The organism is Serratia montpellierensis (assembly GCF_020858655.1).
Taxonomy (GTDB): Bacteria; Pseudomonadota; Gammaproteobacteria; order Enterobacterales; family Enterobacteriaceae; genus Serratia; species Serratia montpellierensis.
Map to the genome: position 1 here is coordinate 264,020 of NZ_VOSN01000018.1, position 13,245 is coordinate 277,264.

General features: G+C 60.7%; 11 protein-coding genes. 7 read left to right on the plus strand and 4 right to left on the minus strand.

Annotation, left to right across the window (positions count from 1 at the left end; translation table 11 throughout):
• Nucleotides 1–11: 11 nt before the first annotated feature.
• The 3 genes from FUU19_RS19610 to ttrS form a co-directional block, all read right to left on the minus strand.
• Entirely contained in the window at nt 12–674 is a 663-nt protein-coding gene (locus tag FUU19_RS19610; protein WP_025303625.1) for a VUT family protein, read from the minus strand.
• 340 nt (nt 675–1,014) lie between these two features.
• Nucleotides 1,015–1,614, minus strand: a complete 600-nt coding sequence (gene ttrR / locus FUU19_RS19615) for a tetrathionate respiration response regulator TtrR (protein ID WP_230490680.1) — start codon at nt 1,612–1,614, stop codon at nt 1,015–1,017.
• The gene (gene ttrS, locus FUU19_RS19620; protein WP_230490930.1) at nt 1,586–3,307 is read right to left on the minus strand and encodes a tetrathionate respiration histidine kinase TtrS; all 1,722 of its coding nucleotides are present in this window, start codon (nt 3,305–3,307) and stop codon (nt 1,586–1,588) included. The genes ttrR and ttrS overlap by 29 nt, the downstream gene beginning before the upstream one ends.
• A 228-nt stretch (nt 3,308–3,535) precedes the next feature.
• Here ttrS and ttrB point away from each other — a divergent pair, with 228 nt between their 5' ends.
• From ttrB to ttrA, 3 genes are read left to right on the plus strand one after another with little or no spacing between them, the layout of a single operon-like run.
• Complete coding sequence (gene ttrB / locus FUU19_RS19625; protein ID WP_202669881.1) at nt 3,536–4,273, plus strand: tetrathionate reductase subunit TtrB; 738 nt, start codon at nt 3,536–3,538, stop codon at nt 4,271–4,273.
• Nucleotides 4,270–5,295, plus strand: a complete 1,026-nt coding sequence (ttrC, locus tag FUU19_RS19630) for a tetrathionate reductase subunit TtrC (protein ID WP_230507321.1) — start codon at nt 4,270–4,272, stop codon at nt 5,293–5,295. The genes ttrB and ttrC overlap by 4 nt, the downstream gene beginning before the upstream one ends.
• Nucleotides 5,288–8,371, plus strand: coding sequence for a tetrathionate reductase subunit TtrA (gene ttrA / locus FUU19_RS19635; RefSeq protein ID WP_230490682.1), 3,084 nt, complete (start codon nt 5,288–5,290; stop codon nt 8,369–8,371). The genes ttrC and ttrA overlap by 8 nt, the downstream gene beginning before the upstream one ends.
• Nucleotides 8,372–8,407: 36 nt before the next feature.
• Here the strand turns inward: ttrA and FUU19_RS19640 are convergent, their stop codons facing one another.
• Entirely contained in the window at nt 8,408–9,316 is a 909-nt protein-coding gene (locus FUU19_RS19640) for a LysR family transcriptional regulator (protein ID WP_141967657.1), read from the minus strand.
• Nucleotides 9,317–9,441: 125 nt separating this feature from the next.
• Here FUU19_RS19640 and mhbT point away from each other — a divergent pair, with 125 nt between their 5' ends.
• From mhbT to maiA, 4 genes are read left to right on the plus strand one after another with little or no spacing between them, the layout of a single operon-like run.
• On the plus strand, nt 9,442–10,791 hold the full coding sequence (gene mhbT, locus FUU19_RS19645) for a 3-hydroxybenzoate transporter MhbT (RefSeq protein WP_230490683.1): 1,350 nt from the start codon (nt 9,442–9,444) through the stop codon (nt 10,789–10,791).
• Between the two features lie 18 nt (nt 10,792–10,809).
• Nucleotides 10,810–11,847, plus strand: a complete 1,038-nt coding sequence (gene gtdA / locus FUU19_RS19650; protein WP_202669877.1) for a gentisate 1,2-dioxygenase — start codon at nt 10,810–10,812, stop codon at nt 11,845–11,847.
• A gap of 15 nt (nt 11,848–11,862) precedes the next feature.
• Complete coding sequence (locus FUU19_RS19655) at nt 11,863–12,564, plus strand: fumarylacetoacetate hydrolase family protein (protein ID WP_060447936.1); 702 nt, start codon at nt 11,863–11,865, stop codon at nt 12,562–12,564.
• Between the two features lie 19 nt (nt 12,565–12,583).
• The gene (gene maiA, locus FUU19_RS19660) at nt 12,584–13,228 is read left to right on the plus strand and encodes a maleylacetoacetate isomerase (protein WP_142591668.1); all 645 of its coding nucleotides are present in this window, start codon (nt 12,584–12,586) and stop codon (nt 13,226–13,228) included.
• The last annotated feature ends 17 nt before the right edge of the window (nt 13,229–13,245 follow it).

Consider the following 13,245-nt stretch of genomic DNA (forward strand, 5'->3'; position numbering starts at 1 on the left):
CCCTGTTGATATTACTTAAATGGATTGTATGAGGTGCCCCAATCATAATGATCGGTGTTTTCTATCTTCTTCACCCACTCGACTAAGGCGATGGCGAGCGGCAGCAAGACAATAGAGACGACAACTTTATAAGACCACGTCGTGCTTATGATGTTAACCAACTCCATGAAGGTATATTTTCCTGAAAGACTGATCGGATAGGCTGTCAGCAACAGGGCGGCCTGTGTAGACATGGAGCCAACAATATATCGGATAAAGAAGTATTTGCCGGAGAAGATAATCTTCATCTTTGAAATAATAAAACCATTGACGAAATAAGCGACCGGAACAGACACCCAGGTGCCGATCATGACTCGCCAGAATTCATGGTATAAAGAATAATAGTGCGTGGCGATATCATTGTTTTCTGGCTGAATAACAGCTGAGAGATTAAGTATTATGACATATAAGCTTTGGCAGAACACCATGATCCATATTGCTCTTACCGACAATTTATAGCCGTAAACCTCAGTCAGCAATGTGGATATCAAGAAACATAGGGAGAATACAATGCCGCTGGCCGTTATTTTAAAACCATAGATATCAAAGACCTTATAAACCAACGTGTCGCAGGTGATCATAATGGTCACCGTCAGGCCAACAAAAAGGCCATAGAGCTTGAGATTTCCTTGCATTTTTATTCCTTATTTAGTCCGTGTTCTTCTGTTATTCATAATCCATACTTATTTAAAACGTCAAACGGGCGGCCAGATAGTGGCGTAATGATGCTCGAGCCATGTTGCATGGTCATCATTTCTCTTCATTCAAGGCAACGCCCCTTCTTTCCCACACGGGGTTCCTGAAGGCGAAAGCGCTACGCTGGGTTTTGCGGAGAATGCTGATGGCCTGTTGATTGAGAAAAGATGACTTTACCGTAATTCATTAATATTTCTAATGAATATATTACCTGGATCGCGCTGTGTCAATCATGGGAAGAGGAATACGGGACGTTAGCTTGATGAGGGCCTTATGTGTTCACTCCTGGGGCGTGGGCGGCAGAGCCTGCAGCTGAATCACCAATTCCGCCAGGCTGGCGGCCTGCATTTTCTCCATCACTTTCGCCCGGTGAACCTCCACGGTACGCAGGGCGATATTCAGCCGCTCCGCCATTTCCCGATTCATCATGCCTCGCACTACCAGCTGTGCGATGTCGCGTTCTTTCGGCGTGAGCGTGCGGTAACGGCCGAGGGTTTCATGGCGCTGCTGGGCTTTGGCCGAGACCTGCTGCGCCCGTTCGAGGGCGGCGATCAGCGGTTCAGCAGCGATCGGTTTTTGCAGGAAGTCCACCGCGCCGTACTTCATCTGCTCCACCGCCATCGGCACGTCGCCATGGCCGGACAGGAACACCACCGCCAGCGTGCTGCCGAGGCGGCGCAGCTCAGCGTAGGCCTGGTGCCCATCGAGTTTCGGCATCCGCATGTCCAGCAAGACGATCCCGGTCTGCAACAGGTCGGCCCGCGCCAAAAAGTCGGCGCTGTCATTCCAGCACTGCACGTCGTGGCCGAGGCTGGTCAGCAAAAAATGACAGGCGTCGGTGACGGCGGCGTCATCGTCCACCAGATGAATTAGCGACATGGTTTTCCTCATCGTTCAATATGAAATGCAGCGTTATGCACAGCCCATTGCGGCTGTCGGGGGCGGGGCGGTTCGCCAGGCGGATTTCGCCGCCGCCGTAGCGGGCCAGGCGCCGGCAAATGGCTAACCCCAGCCCCATGCCGCCGGCTTTGGTGGTGTTGAAGGGGCGAAAAGCCTGTTCCAGCCCGGCCGTTGTCATGCCGCCCGCGTTGTCCTGCAGATGCAACTCGATCGCCCGTTCGCTCTGGACCGCGGAAAGCCAGACGGCATTGGCCCCGGCCTGCGCCGCATTCAGCAGCAGGTTCGCCAGCAGCTGTTCCAGCAGCGCCGGCGGCAGGGTTAGCGTCAGCGAAGGCGCCACGTTGTTGAACAGTTTCAGGTCGGGATAGCGCTGCGTCAGGCGCAGCAGCGTCCACACCCGCTCGGCGGTTTCGCTTACCGCCGTGGGTCGCCAGCGCGTTTGGTCTATCGCCTCAGCGGTGGGCTGCACCCACTGGCGCAGGTTATGAATCGTCTCGCCGCCGCGCTGCGCCTGTCGGTCGATATTTTCCAACGGCCCCAGCAACGGATGCCCGGCGTCCGTTTTGCGCAGTTGGATCAGGCATCCTTGCGCATAGAGGCGAATCGCCGCCAACGGTTGATTGAGCTCGTGCGCGAAGCCGGAGGCCATTTCCCCCAGCACGTTCAGCTGCCTGGCGTTCTCCAGCGCCTGCTCCTGCCGCCGCAGTTGCTCTCCGGCATGGAGCAGCTGTCGCCCGCGCCGGCGTACCAGCAGCGCGATCCAGATATGGTTGACGATCAACAGCGCCAGTACCGCCAGCGACAGGCCGACGGCCGTCTGATGCTGGATCAGCCAGCTCTTGATATCCAGCCACAGCCGCCGCTGTTCCGGGTGCTGATTGACGGCGCGCAGCAGCGCTTCCACCTCGCTGGTCGAGGCCGGTGCGCCCCACAGGAAGGGCGACTGCGGCGGTGCGGTCAGCAAGGCTCTTGCCACCGCATCCACCAGTGAGTTCTCCAGGCCGGGTAGGGCGGCGAACGACCAGTTGGGGTAAAGCGGCGTGCTGGTGACGCAGGGTACCGACGTGGCCTGTTGCAGCAGCGGGCGAAAATCCGCCGAGTTGATCAGGCCTTCCCGATCCATTTTCTCCAGCAGACAGACGGGAACGATGGCGGCCTGAATGGCGCGCTCGCGCAACAGATAGAGCAGGGCATCGGCAGGAAAGCCGGTAAAGCGCAGGTGAAAATCGCGCTCGGGCCGTATGCCGGCGTCGCTGAGCGCCTTATAGCCGGTCAGATAGCCGCCGAAGGCCTGCGGATCGATGGCGCCCACCGTTTTGCCCATCAGCGCCTGCGGCGTCGTGATGCCGCTGTCGCGCCGCACCAGAATCACGCTGCCGATGATGTTGCCCGTTGCCCGATCGCCGTTGGCGGCGCGTAACGACGCCAGCCAGCGCAGATGATAGTGGCTGTTCAACTGCACGAACTGCGCCGGATTAGTGACCACGAACTGCACGCTGCCCCGATTGACCGCCTCGCGCATCTGCGCCAGATCGAGCGGCTGCAGGCGGAAGCGTTCACCGCTGAGGCTGCCGTTGAGACTGTCGATCAGCGGCTGCCAGTCACGCGCGGTCGCCGCATCGCCGCGCATCGCCAGCACGCCGACCGACCACTCGCCCGCCTGTGCCTCCATCCCCCAACCGAGACTGAACAGCAGTAATAACACGACCCTCACGGCCCCTCCTGATGGGCAATTTGCCTGTTGTCACTTGTTTTAGATCAACGTTAGGTCCGGTATGTGGTTAACCACAATAGAGCGCCATCGATGCCATTTTTACACTGTAAATCATCGACATTGTTTATTCATCTAACGGGCATCAATAGCGTGATCGGGGTGATGCCCAGGGCGTGGGAGAGGCGCATGGACTTCAGTAAACGGCAATTTTTGCAGCGGCTGGGCGTGTTGACGGCGGGGGCTTCACTGATCCCCGTGGCGGAAGCCGGGCTGACGTTAGCGCCGACGCGGCGCGAGGGGGATGCTCGCCGCCGCTACGCGATGCTGATCGATCTGCGGCGCTGCGTCGGGTGCCAGGCCTGTACCGTGAGCTGTGCCATTGAAAACCAGACGCCGCACGGCGAGTTTCGCACCACGGTAAACCAGTATCAGGTCAGCCTCGAAGGCGAAGCGATCGCGACCAACGTACTGCTGCCCAGGCTGTGCAACCACTGCGACAACCCACCCTGCGTGCCGGTGTGCCCGGTGCAGGCCACCTTCCAACGCGAGGACGGGATCGTAGTGGTCGACAACACGCGCTGCGTGGGATGTGCCTATTGCGTGCAAGCCTGCCCGTACGATGCCCGCTTTATCAATCACGCCACCCAAACGGCGGACAAATGCACCTTCTGCGTACACCGGCTGGAGGCGGGATTGTTGCCGGCGTGCGTGGAGTCGTGCGTGGGCGGGGCGCGGATCATTGGTGACATGCGCGATCCGCACAGCACGCTGAGCAAGCTGCTGCGGCGCCATGAGGCCGAGATCAAAGTCCTCAAGCCGGAGAACCAAACCGCGCCCCATGTGTTCTATCTGGGGCTGGATGACGCCTTCGTCACGCCGCTGCCGGGGCGGGCGCAGGTCGCCTTATGGGGGGAGGGACGATGAATCGCCAACTGATGATCGCAGAAGTGCTGAGCCAACCGCAGGCGGTGAGCTGGCTGCCGTGGGCCGTACAATATTTCTTCTTTATCGGCATCGCCGCCTGCGCCGCGCTGCTGGCCTGCGTGTGGCGCTGGCGCGGTGGAGACAACGCCGCGCATCTGGAGCGCATGGCGCTGTTTATCGGGCTGACGTGCGCCATCACCGCGCCGCTGGCGCTGACCGCCGACCTGCATCAAACCGCCCGCTTCTGGCATTTCTACGCCTACCCGACGCCCTGGTCGTGGATGCCGTGGGGCGCGCTGTTCTTGCCGCTGTTTACCCTGCTGATCGGCCTGTGGTTTCTCGCACTCGAATTTACGCGGCTGACGGGCAGATCGGTTGCGCTGCTGCGTGGGATTGCGCCCGCCTGCGCGCTGGTGGCTATCGGCCTGCTGTTGTACACCGGGCGTGAGGTTTCCGTGGTGCGCGCCCGCCCCATCTGGTTTAGCTACGCATTTCCGATCGTGATGTTCCTCAGCGCGCTGCAGGCGCTCTTGGCCTTGCTGCTGCTGACATTGCGCGAACGGCCCGGCCTGCAAGCGCCGCTGGCGCGCGGGATGCTGCTGACGTTACTGCTGCTCGGCGGGGCGATCCTGTTGTGGGTATGCGGCGATACGTTATCTGGCGCGGCGGTACGCCACTGGCTGCAGACGCAGGCGATGGCGCGCCGGTATGCCGCGGGATGGGTTGTGCTGTGGGGGCTGACGCTGGCGTGCGCCGCCTGGGCCGGCTATCGGCGCTTGCCGCGCGGCGGTGCACCGCTGTTGGTGGCCGGCGCACTGGGGCTGAGCTGGCTGATGCGCTGGACGCTGTTGATCGAGGTGCAAACCATCCCGAAATACAACGCGTCTTATTCCCCCTATAGCCTGCCGCTCGGCACCGATGGCTTGCTGGCGATCGTCGGCACTTTCGGGTTGTGGCTGGCGTTAATGATCATGGTGCGTGAAGCACAGGCGTTTTTACTGCGGAGAAAACAACATGGCTAAACTCACCCGGCGTCAGTGGTTGAAAGTGGGCCTGGCCTTCGGCGGATTGTCCGCCTTTGGCCTGAGCTATCGCGAGGTCGCCAAACGGGCGATCGACGGCTTGATTAACGGCACCTCAGGGCGGGTGACCCTGGATCGCATCAACGGCAACTCCCTGCCACCCGAAGGGCGGGCAATGCCGGAATGGCAAGGCAATCCGCAGCAGGCCATCTCGATGACCCAGTGTTTCGGCTGCTGGACGCAATGCGGCGTGCGGGTTCGGGTGGACAGGCAGACCGACCGGGTATTGCGCATTGCCGGCAACCCTTATCATCCGTTATCTCAGGAACGGCACGTCGACTCGGCCTTGCCGCTGCAGGAGGCGTTGGCGCAGCTGGGTGGCGAAAGCGGCCTCGATGCCCGTTCCACCGCCTGCGCCCGCGGCGCCACGCTGTTGGAGGGGCTTTACAGCCCGCTGCGCGTGCTGGAGCCGATGAAGCGCGTCGGCAAACGCGGCGAGGGCAAGTGGCAGCGCATCAGCTTTGAGCAGCTGATTGCCGAAGTGGTCGAGGGCGGCGATCTGTTCGGCGAGGGGCATGTGGAGGGCCTGCGGGCGATCCGCGATCTGGAGACGCCGATCGATGCCCGGCAGCCGGGGCTGGGGCCGAAAGCCAATCAGCTGTTGGTGACCAACGCCGGTGACGACGGGCGCGACGGCTTCCTGCGGCGCTTCGCCCAGAACAGTTTCGGCAGCAAAAACTTCGGCGCGCACGGCGCATACTGCGGGCTGGCCTACCGTGCCGGTTCCGGCGCGTTGATGAACGATCTGGACAAGAATCCGCACGTAAAACCCGACTGGGAACAGGTCGAATTCGCGCTGTTTATGGGGACCTCGCCGGCGCAGTCCGGCAACCCGTTCAAGCGGCAGGCCCGGCAGTTGGCCAGTGCCAGATTGCGCAGCGAGTTCCGCTACGCGGTAGTGGCGCCGGCGCTGCCGCTGACCACCACATTGGCGGACGATCATGGCCATTGGATCCCGATATTGCCGGGTACCGACTCGGCGCTGGCGATGGCGATGATCCGTTGGATCCTCGACCACCGGCGTTATCAGGCCGGTTATCTCGCCATCCCGTCGGAGGCTGCCATGCAACGCGCCGGCGAGAAGAGCTGGACCAACGCCACGCATCTGGTGATCGCCGAGAGCGAGCATCCGCGGGCGGGGCAGCATCTGACGCTGGCCGATCTGAACGGCGCCGAGTCGGCGTCGCCGCTGGTGGTCAACGGCGCGGGTGAGCTGGTGGCGGCCGAGACGTGCGACAGCGCCGAGCTGTGGGTAACCCGCACGGTGACGCTGCACGACGGTGCGCAGGTAACGGTGAAAAGCGGCTTCCAGTGTTTGAAAGAGGCCGCCGACAAGCTGTCGCCGGAGGCGTACAGCCGGCAATGCGGCGTGCCGGTGGCACGCATCGCGGCGCTGGCCGAGGCTTTTACCGCCCACGGGCGCAAGGCGGCGGTGATCGCCCATGGCGGGATGATGGCGGCGAACGGGTTTTACAATACCTGGTCGGTGATGATGCTCAACGTGTTGATCGGCAACCTGAGCCTGGCGGGGGGCGTGTTCGTCGGCGGCGGCAAATTCAACGGCTTCGCCGAGGGGCCGCGCTATAACCTGGTCGAGTTTCCCGGCCTGGTAAAACCGAAGGGGCTGAATATCGCGCGCAGCAAGGCCGCCTATGAAGCCTCCGACGAATACCGCGAAAAAGTGGCGGCGGGTGTTTCCCCCTGGCCGGCCAGGGCGCCCTGGTATCCGTTCGTCGCCGGGCAACTGACCGAACTGCTGACATCGGCACTGGCGGGGTATCCGTACGGGCTGAAAGCCTGGATCTCGAACATGACCAACCCCCTGTACGGTATCGCCGGGTTACGCGGCGTGGCGGAGGAACGATTGAAGGATCCGGCGCGTTTGCCGCTGTTTATCGCTATCGATGCGTTTATCAACGAAACGACGGCGTTGGCCGACTATATCGTCCCGGACACCCATAACTTTGAGAGTTGGGGATTCAGCGCCCCCTGGGGCGGCGTCGCCAGCAAGGCCACTACCGCGCGCTGGCCGATAGTGACGCCGGCGACCGCGCAAACGGCGCTAGGGCAGCCGATCTCCATGGAGGCATTTTGCATCGCCGTCGCCAAACGCCTGGCGCTGCCGGGGTTCGGCGATCGCGCTATCGGCGACGGCCAGGGCGGGCTACTGCCGCTCAACCGAGCTGAGGATTATTATCTACGCGCCGCCGCCAACGTGGCGTTTGCCGGCAAGGCGCCGGTGCCGGCTGTGAGGGCGGACGAACTGACGCTGAGCGGCGTCGATCGCTTGTTGCCGCAGCTTGCTCAGACGCTGCGCGCCGATGAAATCGACCGCGTGGCGTTTATCTACAGCCGCGGTGGCCGGTTCGCCGATCATGACAGCGGCCGCCGCGACGGCAGCGTGGGCAACCGTTGGGAGAAACCGCTGCAGATCTGGAATGCGGAAGTGGCGAAGCACCGGCATGCGATCACCGGCGAGCGTTTCAGCGGCTGCCCCACCTGCTACCCGGCGCGTTTGTCGGATGGCCGCGCGGTGGAAGAGCTCTACCCTGAGCGGCAGTGGCCGCTGCGGCTGATGTCCTTCAAATCCAATGTGATGAGCAGCTCCACCGCAGTGATTCGGCGCCTGCACGACGTGAAACCGGTGAACCTGGTGGCGCTAAACCCGGCAGACGGAGCGCGTTTCGGCATTCAACACGGCGACCGGGTGCGCATCAGCACGCCGGGCGGCAGCCGAGAGGTGCAGATCAGTTTACTGGCGGGCGTGATGCCCGGCGTGATCGCGGTGGAACACGGCTACGGCCACCGGGAGATGGGGGCCAGTCAGCACTACCTGGACGGCGAACCGTTGGCGATGGATGAGCGCATCGCTGCCGGCATCAACCTCAACGATTTGGGCTTTGCCGATCCGACGCGTGAAGTGCCGAATACCTGGCTGGATTGGGTGACCGGTGCGGCGGTGCGTCAGGGAATTCCGGCGACCATCGTCAAGCTTTCCGCGTCGGCGCAGGCGTAATGGCCTGCTGTGGCAGCAGGTTTACGGCGCGGGGGGTTAAGCCTGCGTCAGCAGGTGCAAAAAGCGGCTTAGCGCGGCAAAAGGCGGTTCGCTGTTGCGCCAGAAGACGCCCACGCTGCCTTTCTGCTCAATCTTCGGCAGATTCAGGATCGCCAACTGCCCCTGGCTGGCATAACGCTGCGCCAGCCGTAGGGAAAGAATGGAGATCATATCGCTGCTTTGCAGCAGGTTGGTACTGACGTTCATGGATGCCGATTCGATCGTGTTTTCAGGCAGCATCACGCCGTTATCTGCCAGCGCATTATCAATGCTGATGCGGATTGGCGTGCCGGTCGGCCAGACAATCCAGCGCCAGTGGGTGAGATCGTGCCAGGTGAGGGAGGCAGATTTTGCCAGCGGATGGTGAGGGCGGGCAACAAAGCACACCGGTTCGGTGTAGAGCACTTGATAGTTGAGCGGCAGTTGCAGCGCCCGCCCGCCAACGCGGCCCACGACGACATCCACGGAGCCCGCGAGCAGATCGTGCAGCAGCGGAGTCATCACTTTTTCCTCAATATTGAGATGCAGCGTCGGCATTTCCTGCAGCAGGCTCAATATGGCCTGCGAAACGCAGTCGGTCGCGACCGGCGAACAGCCGATTTTCAGGCTCCCCACCAGCCCACCTTGCTTAAAGCGGGCGATTTCAGACTGCGAACGTTCCAGATCATTGACCAAGCGCTGCGCATGCTGAAGCAGCAGTTTCCCCCCCTCGGAGGGGCGCAGCCCTTTGCTATGCCGCTCAAACAGCGTGATCCCAATCTCATCTTCGAGCTGTGACAACCATTTTGACAGAGCGGGTTGGGAGATGTTCATCATCCGGGCAACGTGGGTCAGATTTCCCTGTTCGCCCAGCGCCACCAACATTTGCAGATGGTGCAGCTTCATTTTCTGCGCCCAGTTCGCCATTTGTTATAACCCTCCGGTTATGTCTCTGCCTGAAAAGCCATTGTACATTTTATCGCTAAGGATACAAATTCGTAACATACCTAAAACAAGACAGACATCTCCCTACCTGCACCGAGGCGCTCACTATGACTCAACGGCGTGATTTACAAGCACTGATCGATGCTGCTCCCATCGGTAAGACGCAGTGGCGCGTTATCATCTGCTGCTTTTTGGTGGTGATGTTCGATGGTTTTGACACCGCTGCCATTGGTTTCATCGCACCCGACATCCGTACCCAATGGCAACTGACCGCCGGCGAACTGGCGCCGCTGTTTGGCGCGGGGTTGTTGGGATTGACGGCGGGCGCACTGCTTTGCGGCCCGCTTTCTGACCGCTTTGGCCGCAAGCGCGTCATCGAACTTTGCGTGGCGCTGTTTGGCACGCTGAGCCTGATTTCGGCCTTCTCCCCCGATATGCCAACGCTGGTCATTTTACGTTTTCTCACCGGCCTGGGGTTGGGGGGCGCGATGCCGAACACCATCACGATGACCTCTGAATATCTGCCTGCTCGCCGCCGTGGTGCGCTGGTCACGCTGATGTTCTGCGGTTTCACGCTCGGTTCAGCCCTGGGCGGGATCGTCAGCGCCCAACTGGTGCCGGTGATGGGGTGGCACGGCATTTTGGTGCTCGGAGGCGTTTTGCCGCTGATGCTCTTTGTGGTGCTGCTGTTTGCCCTGCCGGAATCCCCGCGCTGGCAGGTCCGCCGCCAACTGCCGCACAAGGTGATTGCCAAAACGGTCAGCGGCATTACCCGAGAGTGCGATGAAGAGACCCATTTTTACCTCAACGAAGCCGCTACGGCGGCCAAAGGGAGCATCAGCCCGCTGTTTGCCGGCCGCCAGCTGCGCATTACTCTCATGCTCTGGGCGGTTTTTTTTATGAGCCTGTTGATTATCTATCTGCTCTCCAGTTGGATGCCGACGCTGCTTAACCATCGCGGTATAGATCTGCAGCATGCCTCTTGGGTGACCGCCGCTTTCCAGATGGGCGGAACGCTGGGGGCGCTGGGGCTGGGCGCGTTGATGGACAAATACAATCCCTTCCGGGTGTTGGCGGCGAGTTACGCCCTGGGCGCCGCGTGTATCGTCATGATTGGTCTGAGCGAGAACGGCCTGTGGCTGATGGCGCTGGCCATCTTCGGCACCGGCATCGGCATCAGCGGTTCGCAGGTTGGGCTGAATGCCTTGACCGCCACGCTCTATCCGACGCAAAGCCGGGCGACCGGCGTCAGCTGGTCCAATGCCATTGGCCGCTGCGGCGCGATTGTCGGCTCGCTTGCCGGCGGCGTGATGATGGCGATGAATTTCTCATTCGATACGCTATTTTTCATTATTGCCGTGCCGGCGGCGATCAGTACGGTGATGTTAATTCTGCTGACGGCTGTCGTTCGCCAGTCTACTCCAGCCCCTGATACGTTGCCTCGCGCAGCGTCGTGAATGAAAAGGAGAATCCCTATGCCTGAACGCAATCAGGATGTTAATCCCAGCCGCCAGCAGTTCTACCGGCATATTTCCGGGCAGAACCTGACCCCATTGTGGGAGTCGCTGCACCATTTGGTGCCGCAAACGCCGAATGCAAACTGCGCTCCGGCTTACTGGAACTATCAGGCGATTCGCCCGCACCTGCTGGCCAGCGGCGAGTTGATTGGCGCCAAAGAGGCGGTTCGCCGCGTGCTGGTGCTGGAAAACCCGATGCTGCGCGGACACTCCTCCATCACCCCGACGCTGTATGCCGGATTGCAGTTGATCATGCCGGGCGAAGTTGCGCCGAGCCATCGCCATAATCAGTCGGCATTGCGTTTTATCGTCGAAGGGAAAGGGGCATTTACCGCCGTTGACGGTGAACGTACGCAAATGCATGAAGGCGACTTCATTTTGACGCCGCAGTGGCGCTGGCACGATCACGGTAATCCCGGCGAGGAGCCGGTGGTATGGCTGGACGGGCTGGATCTGCCGCTGGTGAACCTGCTGGGTTGCGGTTTCGCGGAAGACTATCCACAAGAGCAGCAGCCCGTGACGCGCCAGGAGGGGGATTATTTACCGCGCTATGCGGCCAATATGCTGCCGCTGCGCCATCAGAAAGGCAATTCATCGCCCATTTTCAACTACCGCTACGATCGCAGCCGGGAAGCGCTGCACGACCTCACCCGCATGGGGGACGCCGACGAGTGGGACGGCTACAAGATGCGCTACGCCAACCCGGTGACCGGCGGCTATCCCATGCCCTCGATGGGCGCCTTCCTGCAGCTGCTGCCGAAAGGCTTTTCCTCACGGAAGGCGCGCACCACGGACAGCACCATTTACCACGTGGTGGAAGGGCGCGGCCAGGTCAGCATCGGCAGCGAAACCATCCACTTTTCAGCAAAAGATATCTTCGTGGCGCCGACCTGGTTCGACGTGTCGTTTCAGGCGGACGAAGACACCGTGTTATTCAGTTTTTCGGACAGGCCGGTTCAGGAAGCCTTGGGACTGTTCCGCGAAGCACGTTATTAATTTGGGAGAGACAAAATGACGCAATACGTATTTGCACCGCAAGCCCCTGTGACGGTTCCTGTTGTGGGGAGTGATAAACAGTTTCCCGTGCGCCGTGTCTACTGCGTCGGGCGTAACTATGCTGCGCATGCCCGTGAAATGGGCTTTGACCCGGATCGTGAGCCACCGTTCTTCTTCTGCAAGCCTGCCGATGCGGTGGTGCCGGTGGCGGCCGGAGAAACGCTGGCGTTGCCGTATCCGTCGCAAACGGATAACTATCACTACGAAATCGAACTGGTGGTGGCGATTGGTAAACGGGGGAGCGATATTCCGTTGGACAAGGCGCATGAATACATCTGGGGATATGCCACGGGCCTGGACATGACCCGCCGCGATCGGCAGATGGACATGCGTCAGATGGGGCGCCCATGGGAAATCGGCAAGTCGTTCGATCTTTCTGCGCCCATCGCGCCATTGCATAAAGCCGGCGACAGCGCAGACGTGAACAACGCGCCTATCTGGCTGCAGGTCAACGGCAGCGATCGCCAGCGCAGCGACATCCGCCATCTGATCTGGTCGGTAAATGAAACCATCAGCTATCTGTCCGGCTTTTTTGAGCTGCAGCCCGGCGATCTGATTTTTACCGGGACGCCGGAAGGGGTGGGCGCGGTGGTGAAAGGCGATGTGATTACCGGCAATGTAGAGGGACTGACCCCTATCGCCGTGAAGATTGTCTGAGCCGATTCAGAGGTGAATGATGAAGCTGTACAGTTTCTTTAATAGCTCAGCATCCTACCGCGTGCGCATTGCGCTGGCGCTGAAAGGCATCCATTACCAGACGGTGGGGGTCAATATTCGTATCGGGCAGCAGAATGAGCTGGCATATCGGCGAATGAACCCGGTCGGGCTGGTGCCGACGCTGCTCACGGACGACGGTGAGTCTCTCAGCCAGTCGCTGGCGATTATCGACTGGCTGGATCGCCATTTTCCTCAGTCGCCGCTGTTACCGACGGCCGATCCGGCACGCAGCCGGATACTGGAAATCGTTTATGTTATTGCCTGCGATATTCATCCGGTAAATAACCTGCGGGTTTTACGCTACCTGAGTGAAGAGCTGAAGGTGAGTGAGGAAGAGAAAAAACGCTGGTATGCGCACTGGATCCGGCAAGGGCTGAGCGCCGTAGAACAGCTGTTGCTCCAGCGGCCGCCAGGACCCTTCTGCGTTGGCGATACCCCGACGTTGGCGGATTGCTGCCTGATCCCTCAGTGGGCGAATGCCCTGCGGATGGGGTGCGATCTGAGCGGGTACCCGCGCTGTAAAGCGGTTTACGACGCCTGTACTCGTCTCCCGGCGTTCATCGCCGCGGCGCCCGAAAACCAACAAGACAAAATTTCAGCCTGAGCCCGAAAGGAGGAAAA